The following is an 18,194-nucleotide window of genomic DNA, read 5'->3' as shown; positions in this document are numbered from 1 at the left end:
GTGACACCCCTTAAAGTGAAATTATTCAATTCATCATGTTTGCTGATTAGGATATTTAGGCAGTTTGCTTTTGCTGATCTGCCGTTTCGATGCTGTTGTTATGATTTGAGTTTTGACATCGAAAATCAGCAGCAGGGTGTTGTTGGGTTAAATGATCACCCTGTTTAAAGATTTTGTTGCGTAAAGAACCATTTTCATATTTGGTTTTAAATCTGCCACGTTGTTGCAGTTCAGGAATCACAAAACGAATAAAGTCATGATGTGATTCAGGCGCAACAGTACGAGTCAGGTTAAAACCATCAATACCTGTTTCATCAATCAACTGAATTAATTTTTCAGCAATTGTTTCTCCACTTCCAACAATCAGTGGATAACGACCACCGAGTTGATGCTGTGCTTTAAGATCGTTAGGTGTGATCTGGTTTTCCTTAAATTTATTATTGACTGAAGCAATACTATTGGTTTGTTGATATGGGATGGCTTCATCATCAGCATATTTGGATAGGTCGATACCGACTGAGCTTGAGAAATGTGCTAAACCAGCTTCAGGACTTGCATAGCGAGCATATTCAGCTAATTTCTCTTGAGCTAACTCATCTGTTTCAGCTGTAACCACTGTGATTCCCACAAAGATTTTAATATCTTCTGGATTACGGCCTTGCTGTACAGCCAATTCTCGAATCTTATCCACTTGTTGTTTGATCTTTGCAGGTTGGTCCCCCCCAATAAAGACACATTCTGCATGACGTGTGGAGAATGCTAAACCGCGTGGTGAAGCGCCAGCTTGAAAGAGCACAGGGGTACGCTGTGGTGAAGGTGAGACTTGGAAAACACCTTGGCTTTGATAAAAGCGCCCTTGATGGTTAATTTGATGAACTTTTTTCGGGTCAGTAAAAATACGCTTTTGCTTATCTTTTTGTACTGCATCATTTTCCCAAGAACCTTCCCAAAACTTATAGCAAAGCTCTAAAAATTCTTCAGCTTGTTCATAACGTAAGTCATGATCTTTTAGACCTTTTTGCCCAATCAATCGTTCAGCACTGTCCAAATACCCCGTCACAATATTCCAGCCAATCCGACCTTGTGTCAGATGATCTAAACTCGCGAAGCGCCGTGCGAATTGGTACGGTGTTTCATAACTTAGGTTTACGGTCACGCCAAAACCTAGATTTTGGGTTACCGCTGCCATTGCTGAAATCAAGGTAGATGGGTCATGACTCGGCAGTTGAATGGACTCTTTTAAGGTTAAATCTATACCATTCTGGTAGACATCATAAACACCGGTAATGTCTGCGATAAACAACCCATCAAATAAACCTTGCTCCAAGGTCTTAGCGAGATCAGTCCAGTAATTGAGCTCATTAAAACGATGAGATTCATCACGTGGATGGGTCCATAAGCCGTGATTGATATGACCGACACTGTTCATATCAAAAGCATTGAGTAAGATTTGTTTTTTTTGTGTTGCATGTTGAGATGTATTTGTCATTACAATGTCCCTCTGCGTGGTGGAAGGATGTTGTTTAATACATAGTTTCCAATAAAATAATATTTCCAGCGTGATGCATCATGCAGTGTATGTACCCGTACATTGCGCCAATGTCGATCTAAACCATCGGCACGTTGACTACCCCGACTTCCAGCCAACTCAATCAATTTTGAAGATGCTTTTAATGCTGTTTCTGTGCTGTGTGCACGGACTTTAGCTACATCTAGTGAGGCTTTGGCAATATTTTCAACTGTAGGTTGTGGTTTTGCTGCATCAATAGATTGAGCAGCTTGTTTTAATAAAACCTCACTTGCTCTTACATCGGCAGCAACACGGCCTAATTCATAAATGGTCAGTGCATCTTGGTCTGCACGTTCTACATTGGCATCAATCCATGCGCGTGCTTTTTTAACCCGTTTTATTGTTTCTTCAAAAGCTGCACGTGCAATGCCTGTTTCAATCGCAGCATGCATAATTTGTGCAAATGGCCCAACGAGGGTGGGTTCAGAAAATGCGGTGTCAAAACGAATGACGTATTCAGATTCAACAAAAACTTGATTGAATTTAACGGTGCCACTGCCTGTGGTTTTTTGTCCAAAGCCTGACCAATCATTGATACGTTGTAAGCCTTGTGCATCGGCAGAAATAAAAGCTAAATATTCACGTTCTTCAGCATCACGGACTAATGTCGGAATACGATGGGCAAATAGACTGCCCGTGCAATAGAACTTTTCCCCATTGACCACATAACCATGTTCAGTTTGACTAATTTGGGTATGCTTTTGTGCAGCAGTCTTGGTCTTAAATTCAGCGAGGGCATTGCCAAAACGTGCGCCTTGAAGTACTTCGCTATAGAGTTTTTTCTTTTGCTGCTCTGTACCCGTATTACGTAATACTTCCAATGCATAAAAATGGTTTTGTGGGATTTGACCAATAGAGCCATCTACGCCACTGAATAATGCAATTATTTTAGCAACAGTGTGACTAGATACTTCTGCACCACCATATTGCCGCGGTACTGTGATCGCCCATAACCCTGATTGACTAAAAGCTTCAACCTCATCAAATGGTAAAATTCTTTCAGCATCACGGAGTACCGCATTCTCTTTAAATTGCTGACTCAATTGTTGCGCGATTTCTAAAGCTTCTTGATCATTTTGAATAATATGTGCTTGCGCAAAGGGATGATTGTGTACATCCAATGTTTTATTGATATCTTGATAAGTTGTCATATATATTTCCCTGATGAGTAACAAAGTCGTTTAACTTTAAATCCACGCATGGCGCTGATTTTGCGTACCATTTAAGTAATAATTTCCAATGGCATGAAGTTTCCAACGCACAGGGTCATGTAAGGTATGCACACGAGCATTACGCCAGTGTTGATCGAGATTATGAGTTTCTAGGCTTGAACGACTACCGCCCAATTCAAGTAATTTTTCAGAAATAAGTAGTGCTGCATCATTGGCATACACTTTTGCCTCAGCGACGATAATGGAGGCTTTACTGGCTTGTTCAGGACTGACGATGTCTTGTGAATCTAACTGATCTAAATATTCTGCGGCTTCATCCAGCAATAAAATCGATGCATCGAGTAAGATATTGAGCTTACCGACTTCTTGTAGGGTATACGCTTCGAAACTGGCTTTATCCACATTGGCATCAATGATTGGGCGTGCTTTATGGATTGCAGATAAAGTATCTGCAAAGGCAGCTTCTGCAATGCCCACATCAATCGCAACCTGAATCAGTTGTGAGTACGCCCCACGATATTTTGACGCATCGGCAAGTGATTTTTCATCCATAATAAGATCTGGATGAACCACGACATTCTTTAAACGCACTGTGCCACTTGCTGTTGTACGTTGTCCAAAGCCATCCCAATCATCAACAATTTCAACACCGTCAGCTTTTGCATCAATAATCGTTAAAACAATATGACCATCTGGGTGAATTGTGCGTATCGCCAACCAATCGGCAAAATATGAACCCGTTGAATAAAACTTCTCACCATTTAAAAGGTATTGACCATTGATCTGTTCTAAACGTGTTTCAATGGTTCGGGTATCTTTGGTATTGCGTTCTGGGCCACCATTAGAAAGCCGTTTACCATTTAAAATTTCAGTATAAATAAACTGTTTTTGCTGTTCATTGGCGATATGCTCAATGGCATTTAACAGGCCAAATTGATTTTGTGGAATCTGTCCAACACTGGCATCTGCCTTGGATAAAATACGGAAAACATGCGCAAGGGTTTTATTTAATACTTGAGCGCCACCATATTTTTTGGCAATGCGAATTCCACCTAATCCTTTGAGACTTAATTCTTGTATGACATCAACAGGTAAAATTCGTTGTTGATCACGTATATTTCGTTCTACCAAAGCAAAATCAGCAACTTGGTAAGCTGCATTTATTGCTTGTTGATCGTTTTGGATCACAAAGGCTGAGGTAGAAGAATTCAAACTAGACATATTGGCACCTTTCAATAGATACCAAAACGCTAAGCAATATTGTGGTAAAAATTAAACGAACTATTGTGCTTAACTTATTTAAAATTATTGTTAGGATAAAAATCGCAAAGTTTTTTAATATTGAATATATGTTAAGTAATTGAAATTTATAACTTGTTTTGAATTCCTCTGGTCGAGCTCTTAGCCTGAAGCAGCTTTGTTATTCCTATCACGAATAAAGAATAAAGAAACTGATATAACCATAGAATAAGCATTGGGTCATATGACGAGCGATTGAAGTAAAAAGTACATTGTAATTCAAGCGATGAATGTCTAAAGTACACAAGATTACTCAGGATTAATCTTAACTTTTAGATTTATCTAAGCTTTTAATTAAAAAAATAATTTGGAGATTACATGCGTACGTTGTACCAATTCCCACTCTCGCATTACTGTGAAAAAGCCCGTTGGTTGCTTGATCATAAAGAATTGGATTTTGTTGCGCAGAATTTAATCCCAGGTGTCCATCGTGCATTTGCACAACTTAAAACAGGGCAAAACAAGTTGCCTATTTTAAAAGATGGAGAACGCTTTATTGCGGGGTCGACTCAAATCGCATTGTATTTAGATGACGTTTATCCTGAACATCGACTGCTTCGTACAGATCACACGCTTCGTGAAAAAACCTTAGAAATTGATTTGATTGCCAATGAGTTAGGTATTCATGTACGTCGTTGGGGATTGGCACATGCTTTAGCAGAAGGTGATGAACCGCTAGAAATTATGATTGGTGAAAAAGGTTATTTACGTCAATTTGAAAAAATTTCAAAGCCTATTCTAAAAACCATGGTTTCAAAAAGTTATCAATTGGACAAAGAAAAAGTCGAAGAATCTAAATACAATTTAGAGCTGACTATCGACAGTTTAAATAAGATTTTGATTGATAACGGTTGCCGTTATTTTGTTGGCGATCGTCTTGGTTTGGCAGATATCTCGGTATGTTCAATCCTTGCACCGTTATTAGAATTACCTGCGACACCGTGGGAAAAGGAATATGCAGAGAATATTTCTCAAGAATTTACCGAATTTAGCCAACATTTGTTAGAACTGCCTTTAGGGCAATACGTGAAAAGAATTTACGCCACTGAGCGCAATGCACGTGTAGATTGGCGAGGAATGTAAGATTTCAAAGCAAGAAACTCTCCAATTTACTGAAAAATTAAGTATCATAGTGTGGAATTGGAGATTTTTTAATGCAGAAGTTCGTAATTTTAGGTGCGATAAGCACTGTTTTATTGATGGCGGGTTGTACTGAGAAAAAGCCTGCAACTCCTGAAGAAATTTGGAAAGGTTACTGTACCAGTATTGGTAATGCTGCACGTTCTATTACTTTAGATCGTCAAAATGGGATTACCAAGAAAGAAGCAATTGAATATGCAAATAAAGTCACTGATCCAACAACTAAGGGCTTTGTACTTGAGTATTTAGAGAAAGTCTATGCACTATCAGATGCAGAGCTAAAAGCGGATAAAGATGCAGTTCAAGCAAAGTTTAAGAACGAAGCATTTGAACAATGTCTAAATACACCGCATGATCCGAAAAAAATGCCAGATTATAAACCGTTCTAAGGAGCGGTTTTTTTATGGCTTAAAGCACAACAAGCAGGCTATATACCTGATCAGCAGACAATGAAAGAATACGATTTGTGTAAATTAGAAATCCGAATCGTGAATGGTCAAGACATGCACACTTTTGAGTGTCCATCCCTTTAAATCGTTTATGTGTGTTTTTGGCATGAAGTTCACGATGACATGGTTTTTTATGTTGAGTTATCGAAAAAATATAAGTAATCGTCAAACCTCGTCACAAAAAATGATTAGCATAAAAATTGAAAAGCATATATACACTATAGAAATAGAAAATAAAAAGTAGCATAGGAGTGAGACAATGGAAGTAGTTGCTTATTTACATAATGCAGATTTGCTCTTAGAAGATGACAATGGTGTCGCTGTGATTAGCGGAAGTCATTATGTGCTGAGTTTAGGCGATCAAGTTTTTTTTCAAGAAGTCATTGATGAACGAGCAAAGTTATATCAAGTGAAAATTTCATTTGCGTGTACTGAACATTCAATGTTTCATGAAGATGAAGTGCAAATGAAATTTGAAGGTTGTCGTACGGAATTCCAAAAGTATGTAGACAGTACGACAGTCCACTAAGGTGGAATGTACTTTGTTCTAAAAAAAAGGCAACATATGTTGCTTTTTTTATGGCTGAAACAGTCTAAAGGCAAAGTAAACATAACTTCAATCTTATTAAAGTGAAGTTCATGTTTTACAAAGATAATATTTTTAGAGCTTTTTCGAATTAATTTGAGAAATAATTTACATAAACGTCTGATGAAAGCGTACTGTGTAGATCTGTAGTTAAATGAAGCGAAAAGTGATGAGTATTTATTTATAAAATAATGGTCATCACGAATTAATACGCTCATTGCATTAACTTTTGGCTTGATTTTTAGTAAAATTTGACAGTCCATATTGCCTGTGAAGCTTTAATAAGCAGGAATTCACAGGTAAATTTTTAAAAAGAGGAATTACACCGTGCTAGAAGCTTACCGCCAACACGTTGCAGAACGTGCCGCACTCGGAGTCCCACCGAAGCCACTTGACGATGCTCAAACTGCTGACTTGGTTGAATTACTAAAAAATCCACCAGCGGGTGAAGAAGCATTTTTAGTAGATTTGCTTGAAAACCGTGTTCCAGCAGGTGTTGACCAAGCAGCATATGTAAAAGCTGCTTTCTTGACTGCTGTAGCTAAAGGTGAAGCGACTTCTCCATTGGTTTCTAAAGAGCGTGCGGTTTACTTACTAGGTACTATGCTTGGTGGCTATAACGTAGCACCTTTGGTTGAATTACTTGATGATGCTGCACTTTCAAGCTTAGCTGCTGAAGCATTGAAAAAAACGCTTCTTGTATTTGATGCGTTCCATGACGTTGCTGAAAAAGCCAAAGCGGGTAATGCAAATGCACAAGCCGTTATGCAATCTTGGGCTGATGCTGAATGGTTTACTAGCCGTAAAGACGTTCCAGAAGAAATCAAACTTACTGTTTTCAAAGTAACTGGCGAAACAAATACTGATGATTTGTCTCCTGCACAAGATGCTTGGAGCCGTCCAGATATCCCATTGCATGCAAACGCAATGCTTAAAAACGTACGTGATGGTATCAACCCAGAAGTTCCTGGTGAAGTTGGTCCATTAAACCAAATCAAAGAACTCATCGCAAAAGGCAACCAAGTTGCTTATGTTGGTGACGTTGTTGGTACGGGTTCTTCTCGTAAATCTGCGACTAACTCAGTGCTTTGGTTCTTTGGTGATGACATTGCTCACATCCCGAACAAAAAAGACGGTGGTTACTGCTTAGGTTCTAAAATCGCTCCAATTTTCTTCAACACAATGGAAGATGCTGGTGCGTTACCTGTAGAGATTGATGTTGCTAACATGAACATGGGCGATGAAATCGTTCTTAAAATTGATCATGCTGCTGCAAAAGTAACTGCATTTAAAGCAGGCGAGCAAATCGCTGAATCTGAGTTGAAAACGCCTGTTCTTCTTGACGAAGTTCGTGCGGGTGGTCGTATCAACTTAATCGTTGGTCGTGGTTTGACAACTAAAGCGCGTGAAGCTTTAGGTCTTCCAGCATCTACTTTATTCCGTGTTCCAGTTCAACCTGAAAACACTGGTAAAGGCTTTACTCAAGCTCAGAAAATGGTTGGTCGTGCTTGTGGTCTTCCAGAAGGTCAAGGCGTTCGTCCAGGTACTTACTGTGAACCGAAAATGACGACTGTTGGTTCGCAAGATACGACTGGTCCGATGACTCGTGATGAATTGAAAGACTTAGCTTGCTTAGGTTTCTCTGCTGATCTTGTGATGCAATCTTTCTGTCACACAGCTGCATATCCAAAACCAGTTGACGTTCAAATGCAACATACGCTTCCTGATTTCATCATGAACCGTGGTGGTGTTTCATTACGTCCAGGTGACGGTATTATTCACTCTTGGTTAAACCGTATGCTTCTTCCAGATACAGTTGGTACTGGTGGTGACTCACATACACGTTTCCCAATCGGTATTTCATTCCCAGCGGGTTCTGGTCTTGTCGCGTTTGCTGCTGCAACTGGTGTTATGCCGTTGGATATGCCTGAGTCTGTACTTGTTAAGTTCAAAGGTAAAATGCAGCCTGGTATCACGCTACGTGACCTTGTACATGCAATTCCTTACTACGCGATTCAAGCGGGTGACTTAACTGTAGAGAAAAAAGGTAAGAAAAACATTTTCTCTGGTCGTATCTTAGAAATCGACTTAACAGAAATGGAAACTGACTTAACTGTAGAGCAAGCATTCGAACTTTCTGATGCTTCTGCTGAACGTTCTGCTGCTGGTTGTTCAATCACACTTTCTGAAACGAAAGTTGCTGAATACTTGAACTCTAACATCACCATGTTGAAGTGGATGATTTCTCAAGGTTATGGCGATGCACGTACTATGGCTCGCCGTGTTGAGAACATGGAAAAATGGTTAGCGAATCCATCACTTCTTCAAGCTGATGCTGATGCTGAATACACTAAAGTGTATGAAATTGATCTTGCTGACATTAAAGAACCCGTTCTTTGCTGCCCGAACGATCCAGATGACGCTAAACTTCTTTCTGACGTTCAAGGCGTTAAAATCGATGAAGTGTTCGTTGGTTCTTGTATGACGAACATTGGTCACTTCCGTGCTGCTGGTAAATTACTTGATAAAGTACCAGGTGGTTCATTGTCTACTCGTTTATGGTTGGCTCCACCAACACGTATGGACGAGCATCAATTGATGGAAGAAGGTTTCTATAACATTTATGGTAAAGCTGGCGCGCGTACTGAAATGCCAGGTTGTTCATTATGTATGGGTAACCAAGCACGTGTAGCTCCGAACACAACTTGTGTATCGACTTCTACGCGTAACTTCCCGAACCGTTTAGGTCAAGGCGCAAATGTTTACTTAGCTTCTGCTGAGCTTGCATCTGTTGCTGCGGTACTTGGTAAATTACCTTCTCCAGAAGAGTATCAACAATATGCTGCTCAAATCGACAGCATGTCTGCTGACATCTATCAATACTTGAACTTCGACAAGATGGGCGAGTATACAGATGCTGCTAAAGACATCGATACTAAGAAAATTGCTGCTGCTCAATTGTCTTAATTGATTGATAATTAATTTAAATTAGTTTATAAAAGCTTCACTTAGGTGAGGCTTTTTTATGTCAATTGATAGAAGAACATTAGATAATTTAGGGGTAAATTCAGTTACAAACTTTGTTGAAACACGGATATTATGTGGTTGGCAAGGTTATGATGCTAAAAATGATAATGCATTCGATGGAATGATTATCATGAAAAAGGGCAGTAAAATATTAAAAGAGACAGGAGGAATAATTTTTACTCAGATAAAATGTGGGACTACGAGTGGTTATAAGGTAGTTAGAATAAAAGATCCAGATAATATTGGTTTGAATGTTGGAAGAGAATATATTGAAAGCCATAGAGAAAGATGGAATATAGTTCCTAGCCCTGCAATTCTTATTTTTGTTGATGCTGATGGGTATGACGTAAATCAACCTCATAAATATGAGCCTGTTATGTATTGGGTTGATTTAAAAAAGGAAGAAAGTTATTGTAACGATAATAAACAGTTAATTTTAGTACCAAGAAAAAATAAATTAACTTTGAAGTCAAAAGGAGATTTTCATAAATTATGCGGTCCCAAAGTCAATGATTTTAAATTGACAAAACTATACTTTAAAAGTGAAAATTCATTAAAAGTAAATATAAATCATTCATTAAAAAAAGAGGCATTGTTATTTTATAAATTTTGGAAGAACTCTGCTCCAATACACCCAAAGCTTGGAAATATTCTAATAAACAGAAGAGGTTGGCGTCATATTACTCGACCTGATAGAGCTACACATAGAATTATAGCATCATGGTTATTACTACCCGTAGCTAAAAAAATTTTAGAAACGGTCGTAGAGTACCAAATATTAAAAAGAGCAAAAATTAATGTATCTAATGATGTTGTCGTTAGAGAGGATTATTTAGGGTTAAATGCTAAAGTTTATTTTAATTATAGAGATACAAGCTTAGTGCAGGTTATTCTTTTTAGAAAGACTATCATTAGTAAGAAGGGTGGAATATCGGAAAAAATATGGTTTCACTCTGTATTTGAAAAAAGAAGAGGGAAAGAAATCTAAACCTAATCCGTAAAAGCCTAACACATAAATTGTGCATTTCACTTTACAGTGAATTATTAAAGAAAATTAGGAAGTAGATTTCTTTACAAATTATAAAGTATTTTTTTTAAAAGTAAAAGTTTTTTATCTAGAGAATATAATTATATGTGATCTACATGTTATCTATTGTAAGAAAAAAGTGATATTTTATATATATATAGAAAATTATTATATATGAATTATAGTTACATTTTCTTGTTTTTGTTATTATTTTTAGTAAATTGATTTTGTATTAAATTCCAATAAGTCAATAACTTGCATTTTTAAATTATCATTACTACCAGTTTTGATATTGCTTAATATTGAAATGTAAAGATATAATACTAGAAATATTTTAAATTCATCTTTAAATATATAGATTTTTTATAATATTAGCCATCATATTTTTAAAATCTAAAATAACGACAAAATGATTGATGCTCGATGGATCAAAATCAGTGTTCACGGAATCAAATAATGCATTTGTTAGTGAGTTGATCTCTAGGTCATGGATAATACAAGATGAATCTAAATTAAAATATTCAATATAATAATTAACTTTTATTTTTGCATATTCTGAGTATTTAAAACCAGATAGAATGAATTCTTGATCATCATTGCTTAGATTTTTTGAACATATGGTAAATAATAATGCCATACAGAAGTAGTCAAACTCATCTTTATCAACCACTAAAATATTTAAATCGATGAAATAGTTTTTAAGCATACTTTGAATCAAGGCAAATGAACTTGCTAAATCCGCAGATAAATTTTGGATAATATTAGAATAAGGCATCATTTTTTTAAGTTTTAGTGAATCAATGGGTATTGTATTGCAAAACTATTGTTTTGTAAAACAATACTTATGGTGCAGAATATATTGCATTGCAATACGTCTAAGATACTTTGTTAAGCTAATATCAAAGAATGAATATAGGTCATGCAATACGTTATTTGAGAAAACGGAAAGGCTGGACTCAGCAGCAATTAGCCGATTTTTCCAATACTTCAAAAAGTAATATTTCCAATCTTGAGAATGGCAATCAAGGGTACAGTCCTGCAATACTCCAATACCTTGCTGAAGCATTTAATTGCACTGTAGCGCAATTGTTTTTATTGGCAGAAAGCTTAGATGATGATGAAAACATTGCTGAGAACTGGGATCAGATGCCCATAGATGCACTATTTATACAACTGCCTAAAGATATTCAAGATAATTTAAAACAGCTTATATATAGCTTGATTAAAAATAAGTCCTAATTCTATATCTCATATTTATTAATATTATACGATTGATCTTCAGCTTCTATAGTTATTTCATTATGCATAATGATTTTAAGCAATTTAATCTAACTTGATATAATTGAAATCAACCCGGTATGTGTCTTTGAAATTTATCACTTTTATATTCTCACTGCGTTTTAAAATAATAATACTCATTTAACTTATTGATCAAATGATCAGACAATAAAAAGCCCCTTATTCAGGGGCTAGTCGTATAGATCACTCTATACTTATATAAGGCTCATCTCATACTGGTTGTATTAAAACACAAAATGAGATATTCAGCCATAAAAAAGATGAGCCGTAGCTCATCTTTTTTACACAAGAAAATTAGTGTGCATTTGCTACAGCAGGTGCAGCAGCGGCTGTCGCATCATTTGCAGCTTTACGAGTAGGTGTGTAGTTTAAACCTAAAGTCGAGCTGGTATATGTACGCACTTGATCAAGCAGAGCAGGGTTGGTATTTAAGTCCTGTTGATAAGACTTCACAATCTCATGCAATTTTGGATTCCATTTACCTTTCACTTGCTCAGGGAATGCTTTTTCCATCAAGCTCAACATAATGTATGGAGAGGTTGATGCACCTGGTGAAGCACCAAGAAGGCCAGTGATTGAACCATCTTTAGAGGTGAAGATCTCTGTACCGAATTGAAGTGTTGCAGGTTTACCCGGTGCTTTTTTGATGATTTGAACACGTTGGCCAGCTTGGCTTAAAGTCCAGTCTTCAATTTTTGCATCTGGATAATACTTTTTCAATTCATTGAACTGATCTTGCTTAGACATTGCCACTTGGCTGACTAAATATTTCACCAAGTCCAGATTTTCCATACCAATGGTTGCCATTGGAATCACATTGTTTTTGTTGGTCGCATCAATCAAATCAAACTGAGAACCATTTTTTAGGAACTTGTTTGAATAGGTTGCGAATGGACCAAACAATACATACTTTTTACCATCAACATAACGAGTATCAATGTGTGGTACAGACATTGGAGGTGCACCTAATTCAGGCTTACCATAGACTTTTGCAGTATGTTGTGATGTAACAGCTGGATTGTCTGTCATCAAGAAAATACCACCGATCGGGAAGCCAGCATATTGCTTAGTCTCTTCCAGACCTGTCATTTGCAATAATCTAATCGCAGCACCGCCCGCACCAATAAACACATGACGAGTTTTAACATGGCTGGTTGTGTTGGTTTTTAGATTTTTAAACGATACAGTCCAAGTTTTGTCTGCATTTTGACTAATACCTGTTACTTCAGATGAAGTTTCAAGTTTGAATTTAGGCTGTTTTTTCAAATGATCAATTAATTGAGTCGTAATTGAACCATAATTTACATCAGAACCTACGTCCATACGTGTTGCAGCAACTTTTTGGTTTGCATCACGGCCTTGCATAACTAAAGGCGCCCATTGCTTAATTTCAGCAGGATTTTCAGTATATTTTAATCCTTCGAACATTGGGCTTTGGCTCATCGCTTCATAACGTTTTTTCATGTAGTTCACGCTATCGCCCCAAACAAAGGCAATATGTGGTACAGGATTAATAAAGCTGTTTGGTTGACCCAACACGCCATTTTTGACCTGATAAGCCCAGAATTGTTTACTTACTTCAAATTGTGAAGCAGTATCAATGGCTTTTTTAATATCAACTTTACCGTCTTTTTCAGGGGTATAGTTCATTTCCATAAAGCCAGAGTGTCCCGTTCCTGCGTTGTTGAATCCTGCAGAACTTTCTTGACCTACCTGATCCAAACGCTCATACATATTGATGGTCCAGTCTGGTTCAACTTCATTGAGGTAAGTCCCCAAGGTTGCACTCATAATACCGCCACCAACAAGTACCACATCTACAACTGGTTCATCTGCTGTTGTGTTGACTTTTTTAGAAGCAATTGGTCTGAATAAAAAGATCAATCCAATAACAAAAATAACCCCGATGACAATCAGTAGGTATTTAAAAAATCTCTTCATATATTTCCTGTTTCATCAAGTTTTAATAATATTGTAATGTAGAAAAGTTACATAAATGTTAGTTTGTGTAATGATTTTTTTCGTAAATGATTTAAATATATGAAATAATTTGTTTTTAAATTTGTAAAGATGTGTACAAAAAACAACCAGATTAAAATTTGATTAGTATATTTGTGTAATAAATATTCAAAAAAGTCTTAGACTAAAGTACTATTTTTTGTAGGTGTTAAGCTTTTTGTAGCTTTAATTTGGCTAAAAAATATGCTGAGATAGAAGAGTTTTCCAGCCTCAATATGAAAACTCTTCTCAAGATCTTTTTGCTTATTCAATCATCATGAGGTCTGATTTATTTTCAAGCTTTAAAGGACGTAAAGCAAAAATAGAGCGGGTATGACGAATACCTTTCATTGAATATAAATTTTTACGTAAAAAGCGCTCATAATGTTCAGCATTTTTCACCGCAACTTTGACCAAATAATCATAATCGCCTGTTACCAAGTGCGCTTCTACAACTTCAGGCATTTGACTGAGTGCATCACTAAATTGTTCTAAAATTTCGTCATCATGACGTTCTAAGGTGATCTCAATAAAAAATAGTTCATTAATCCCGATGGCTTTGGCATTAATGGTGGCAGTATAGCCTTCAATGACATTTAAAGATTCTAGACGTTTAACACGTGTCCAACATGGCGAAGAGGAGAGTCCAACCAGTTCAGAGAGCTGAGCGACCGTTAAACGACCATCTTTTCGAAGTGCCGATAAAATTTTGCGATCAATCCTATCTAAAGTGTACTGACTTTCATTCATGAGCTTTACCACAGAAAATATTTTCGAGAATAATGGAATATGTGAAAAATCATTCCGAAAATACTGGAGATTTATATTAAATACGGGAAACATTCTATTCAGTAGAACGCTAGAATAAACTTATCAAATCAAAGACATTTGGGAGACTGGCTTTGATTTAGCGGATAGTATCTTTAGAGGAAAGGGTGCCTTTAACGATACTGTCCGCGACCTTATTTTACGCTTTAAAAAAATTATAAAAATAGTTTTAAAAGGATAAAATTCAACCGCGCCTTCACAAATTGCATATGATTCAATAAGACATTGTAATCTTATTTATTGTATAACAAAAAATTATGCAATGAATAAGATATATTTATACTTTGAGTTCGATGCTTTAACAGCCAAAATAATCAACAAAATTGTAAACTCAAGCAGCTGAAGATGTGCAATTAAATCGAGAAGTATTAAGATGATTTATCTTTAAAATAAAGAATAATGCATGCGATTCACAGCTTGGTACACACTCCGAAAATTTGTATATGACAATTTGCATAATGAAGATTATGAAACGTGGTTTAGTCGTGCGATCAATTTCTCTTTGATTTTTCTAATCATTGGTAATGTTGTCGCGGTACTTTTAGAGTCAATCAATGATGTTTATAAAGCCTATCAGCTTTACTTCGATGCATTTGAGGATTTTTCAATCATTGTCTTTACAGTTGAATATATTTTACGTTTTTGGAGTGTTGCAGAAAAAGAACCGTTTGATGCTGAGTGGAGAGTACGCTGGAAATATGTGACCAGTGGTGCTGCGATTATCGATTTACTGGCGATTTTACCTGCATATATCAACTTCTTTGTACATATTGATTTGAGATTTTTGCGGATTTTACGCTTACTGCGTTTATTAAAACTTACTCGATATTTTATTTCACTACAGATTTTACTGCGCGTTATAGAACGTGAAAAAGGTTCATTTCAAGCCGTGATTTTTATTTTGGTGATTATGATCGTGATGGCGGCAGCTGGCATTTATGTTGTCGAAGGTCGTGCGCAACCCGATGTCTTTAGCTCAATCCCTGCATCTATGTGGTGGGCGGTGGTGACGCTCACTACTGTGGGTTATGGTGATGTAACGCCAATTACCCCACTTGGACGTTTCCTTGGTGCTTTGATTACCATACTCGGTGTTGGATTGGCTGCTTTACCCGCTGGTATCTTGGCAAATGGTTTAGCCAATGAGTTGGAATTAAGAAAGCAACAACTGGAGTTAAAGTTTCGAGATCTGTTAGAAAGCTGTGAAATTGACATCATTCATGATGAAGACAAGATTGATGATATTCGTAGAGATGTTGGCTTATCTGCTGAACAGACGCGAGATATTGTTTTACAACTGATTCGTGAACGTAAAGAACAGGAATTGGAAAGAGAAAAAAACAAGTATTGTTTCTGTCCAAATTGCGGTTATAAGTTACCTGAGTGAGTATTTGGATGAATAAACTTAATCTTTCTGAACAACAAAAAGCTAAATTCGTGAGTATTTTTTCTGAAAGTTTTGGGCTAGATATTTTACAAAAACGATTGCAATCATTTTTTGAGGAGGTTTGTCAAAATTATCCATATTTAAAACTTCCACAAATGGATATCGTGTCTACAGCTTCTTTAAAATATCAAGTGTATTATCAAGAACCTGATGCCGATCCTGAAACATTAACTATTGGTATAGGGCATTGGAATATCTATATCTGGAGAACTTTGGATGGAAACTGGTGTCTAGATGATTTGTATGAAGAACCAATCGGAATCGTGGCAGAGATTTTAACTTTGTGTCCGTTGTTTTCAATGATTCCAAAAAATGTGAAAAATCTCAAAGAACTATTGGAAATAGGAATGATTTTAGAACAGCATTTATTTCAATTACCGAAATTTTCGGAAATTCAACCTGATGACTGTCGTGAAGTATTGTCATGGGATGGACGTTATTTATTAACAGGTAATAAAGTCGAAAATTTGAAGTTGTACAGTTATAGGGAGTGGGATGAATTGATTCAGCGTGAAAATTTTTTTAATAATGAATTGACTCTAAAATGAAAATGAGTAATTGCCATTTATCATGATATTAGTAGTGAATTATTTAGACTCAGCAGTCATCATCTGCATAGCTGTATCCATCCTTATATTGGCTGATACGAATCAATCCTGGCTTTATCTGCTCCAAATGCTGAAAGCGCTTAACCATAAAAACGATAAATTCAATCTATATAATGATGAAAACTCTTCTAAATATTTTGACCAACGAATAGCTGAATAAGAGTTTTAAATTTATTTTTTACATATTTTTTAATGAATTATTGAGCAAATTTAAGTATTAATAACGCCATAAAAGTTTTGAATGGTTAACAATGAACATTAATGTTGATATTTTTGGCACGATTGCAATTGCTGTAGCCGTTCTTTTTATTGGTTATTTTCTTGTAAATAAGATCAGTATATTGAAGCAATATAATATTCCTGAACCTGTCGTGGGTGGGTTAATTGCTGCCGCTGTAACTTTTGTGCTTTTTAAGCAATTTAATTTAACCGTAAATTTTAATGCCAATATTCAACAAAGTTTTATGTTGATGTTTTTTACTTCTGTTGGACTGAGTGCAAGTCTGCTTAAGTTAAAAGAAGGAGGCAAGTCGCTGCTTCTTTTTATGGTCTGCGTAGTGATCTATGTGCTACTGCAAAATGCTGTTGGGATAAGTTTGGCAACCGCACTCGATTTAAATCCTTTGATTGGCTTGATTGCAGGATCTGTTACTTTAACTGGTGGGCATGGTACAGCTGGAGCATGGGGCAGTATTTTTGAAGAAAATTATGGTATCAAAGGTGCGATTGTCTTAGGAATGGCGAGTGCAACATTTGGTCTGGTCATTGGTGGAATGATGGGTGGTCCAGTTGCAAAATTTCTGATTCGTCGTTATCAATTGGCTGAAGAAATAGCACCATCTGCAGCGCGTATGCAAGCTCCTCCATCTGCTGAAACAGCGCCATTTGAATATCCAGAAAAAACCCGTTTGATTACCGCTGATGATGCGGTTAAAACCATAGGAATGTTTGCACTGTGTATCGTCTTTGCTAACTTTATGACCGGTGTTGCTAAAGGACAATGGTTTGAGTTACCGACCTTTGTATGGGCATTGGGTTGTGGGGTATTTTTACGTAATACACTGGAATATGTATTTAAAATTGAACTGTTTGACCGTTGTATCGATGTATTTGGTAATGCCTCTTTGGCTTTATTTTTAGCTATCGCCTTGATGTCTTTGCAATTGTGGTTACTTGCTGATTTAGCTGGTCCATTGGTGATCATTCTGATCGTTCAGACGGTTTTTCTTGCTTTATATCTGTTTTTTGTTACTTTCCGGGTTATGGGTAAAAATTATGATGCAGCAGTATTGTGTGCAGGTCAGTGTGGGGTAAATTTAGGCGCAACACCGACTGCTATTGCCAATATTCAAGCTGTAACCAATACTTATGGGCCTTCGCATAAAGCATTTTTAATTATTCCTCTAACTGGCGCATTTTTTGTTGATATTGTGAATGCCGTTGTTATTCAAACCATTACAAAGTTCTTTTAAATGTTCTGTTAGAAAAAGCGATGTGATGACTTAAGCATTTGGGAAACAGCCACAAAAAGTGGCTGTTTTTTTTGTATTTAAATCAGTTTGATCATTACTCTTTTGAATCTCACACTGTTTTATACAATTCATATGGCTGCAATAAATCGTGATTTAGACTAAGGTTTTCTGTTGGTGACTTTAAACTTTCAAAAACACTTAGATGAGGAATTGAATATTTGAGCGAGATCAACGCTTAAAGGATGTAACGGATTGAAGTTTTACTCAAAAAT

At 36.5% G+C, this 18,194-nt stretch carries 15 protein-coding genes; 9 read left to right on the top strand and 6 right to left on the bottom strand.

Going from position 1 to position 18,194, the window contains the following annotated elements; all coding sequences use genetic code 11:
* Positions 1–55: 55 nt before the first annotated feature.
* The 3 genes from PYV58_RS12345 to PYV58_RS12335 are packed head-to-tail and all read right to left on the bottom strand — an operon-like array spanning position 56 to position 3,963.
* The gene (locus PYV58_RS12345) at positions 56–1,489 is read right to left on the bottom strand and encodes an LLM class flavin-dependent oxidoreductase (RefSeq protein ID WP_034610156.1); all 1,434 of its coding nucleotides are present in this window, start codon (positions 1,487–1,489) and stop codon (positions 56–58) included.
* On the bottom strand, positions 1,489–2,721 hold the full coding sequence (locus PYV58_RS12340) for an SfnB family sulfur acquisition oxidoreductase (protein WP_034610158.1): 1,233 nt from the start codon (positions 2,719–2,721) through the stop codon (positions 1,489–1,491). The genes PYV58_RS12345 and PYV58_RS12340 overlap by 1 nt, the downstream gene beginning before the upstream one ends.
* Before the next feature lie 36 nt (positions 2,722–2,757).
* A complete protein-coding gene (locus tag PYV58_RS12335; RefSeq protein ID WP_034610160.1) occupies positions 2,758–3,963 on the bottom strand; it encodes an SfnB family sulfur acquisition oxidoreductase in 1,206 nt (401 codons plus the stop codon).
* A 396-nt stretch (positions 3,964–4,359) separates the two neighbouring features.
* On the opposite strand from PYV58_RS12335, the gene PYV58_RS12330 reads away from it, so the two are divergent.
* The 5 genes from PYV58_RS12330 to PYV58_RS12310 all read left to right on the top strand — a co-directional run bounded on the left by PYV58_RS12330 (position 4,360) and on the right by PYV58_RS12310 (position 10,231).
* Complete coding sequence (locus PYV58_RS12330; protein ID WP_004821170.1) at positions 4,360–5,124, top strand: glutathione S-transferase; 765 nt, start codon at positions 4,360–4,362, stop codon at positions 5,122–5,124.
* A gap of 71 nt (positions 5,125–5,195) precedes the next feature.
* Complete coding sequence (locus tag PYV58_RS12325) at positions 5,196–5,570, top strand: hypothetical protein (RefSeq protein ID WP_004821171.1); 375 nt, start codon at positions 5,196–5,198, stop codon at positions 5,568–5,570.
* A 319-nt stretch (positions 5,571–5,889) separates the two neighbouring features.
* Positions 5,890–6,159 carry a hypothetical protein gene (locus PYV58_RS12320; RefSeq protein ID WP_004720907.1) on the top strand — a complete coding sequence of 90 codons (270 nt, stop codon included), beginning with the start codon at positions 5,890–5,892 and terminating at the stop codon, positions 6,157–6,159.
* 384 nt (positions 6,160–6,543) lie between these two features.
* Positions 6,544–9,183, top strand: coding sequence for a bifunctional aconitate hydratase 2/2-methylisocitrate dehydratase (locus tag PYV58_RS12315; protein ID WP_004720906.1), 2,640 nt, complete (start codon positions 6,544–6,546; stop codon positions 9,181–9,183).
* A gap of 58 nt (positions 9,184–9,241) precedes the next feature.
* Positions 9,242–10,231 carry a DUF4365 domain-containing protein gene (locus tag PYV58_RS12310; protein WP_034610164.1) on the top strand — a complete coding sequence of 330 codons (990 nt, stop codon included), beginning with the start codon at positions 9,242–9,244 and terminating at the stop codon, positions 10,229–10,231.
* A gap of 385 nt (positions 10,232–10,616) precedes the next feature.
* Here PYV58_RS12310 and PYV58_RS12305 read toward each other — a convergent pair whose 3' ends face one another.
* The gene (locus PYV58_RS12305) at positions 10,617–11,048 is read right to left on the bottom strand and encodes a hypothetical protein (RefSeq protein ID WP_034610167.1); all 432 of its coding nucleotides are present in this window, start codon (positions 11,046–11,048) and stop codon (positions 10,617–10,619) included.
* Positions 11,049–11,176: 128 nt separating this feature from the next.
* On the opposite strand from PYV58_RS12305, the gene PYV58_RS12300 reads away from it, so the two are divergent.
* Positions 11,177–11,509: a helix-turn-helix transcriptional regulator gene (locus PYV58_RS12300; RefSeq protein ID WP_004821175.1), complete on the top strand. Its 333-nt coding sequence runs from the start codon at positions 11,177–11,179 to the stop codon at positions 11,507–11,509.
* 354 nt (positions 11,510–11,863) lie between these two features.
* On the opposite strand, the gene mqo is transcribed toward PYV58_RS12300, so the two are convergent.
* Positions 11,864–13,510 (bottom strand): malate dehydrogenase (quinone), encoded by a 1,647-nt coding sequence (gene mqo, locus PYV58_RS12295; RefSeq protein WP_004720897.1) that lies wholly within the window; start codon positions 13,508–13,510, stop codon positions 11,864–11,866.
* A 321-nt stretch (positions 13,511–13,831) separates the two neighbouring features.
* On the bottom strand, positions 13,832–14,317 hold the full coding sequence (locus PYV58_RS12290; RefSeq protein ID WP_004720894.1) for an Lrp/AsnC family transcriptional regulator: 486 nt from the start codon (positions 14,315–14,317) through the stop codon (positions 13,832–13,834).
* Between the two features lie 481 nt (positions 14,318–14,798).
* On the opposite strand from PYV58_RS12290, the gene PYV58_RS12285 reads away from it, so the two are divergent.
* The 3 genes from PYV58_RS12285 (at position 14,799) to gltS (ending at position 17,922) form a co-directional block, all read left to right on the top strand.
* The gene (locus PYV58_RS12285) at positions 14,799–15,782 is read left to right on the top strand and encodes an ion transporter (RefSeq protein WP_034610169.1); all 984 of its coding nucleotides are present in this window, start codon (positions 14,799–14,801) and stop codon (positions 15,780–15,782) included.
* Between the two features lie 8 nt (positions 15,783–15,790).
* A complete protein-coding gene (locus PYV58_RS12280) occupies positions 15,791–16,390 on the top strand; it encodes a hypothetical protein (RefSeq protein WP_034610173.1) in 600 nt (199 codons plus the stop codon).
* A gap of 311 nt (positions 16,391–16,701) precedes the next feature.
* Positions 16,702–17,922, top strand: coding sequence for a sodium/glutamate symporter (gene gltS / locus PYV58_RS12275; RefSeq protein WP_004720888.1), 1,221 nt, complete (start codon positions 16,702–16,704; stop codon positions 17,920–17,922).
* Positions 17,923–18,194 lie beyond the last annotated feature (272 nt).

The organism is Acinetobacter sp. TAC-1 (assembly GCF_029025845.1).
Classification (GTDB): domain Bacteria; phylum Pseudomonadota; class Gammaproteobacteria; order Pseudomonadales; family Moraxellaceae; genus Acinetobacter; species Acinetobacter guillouiae.
The sequence above is the reverse complement of the archived record's forward strand: the minus strand, read 5'-3'. Positions and strand labels throughout refer to the sequence as shown.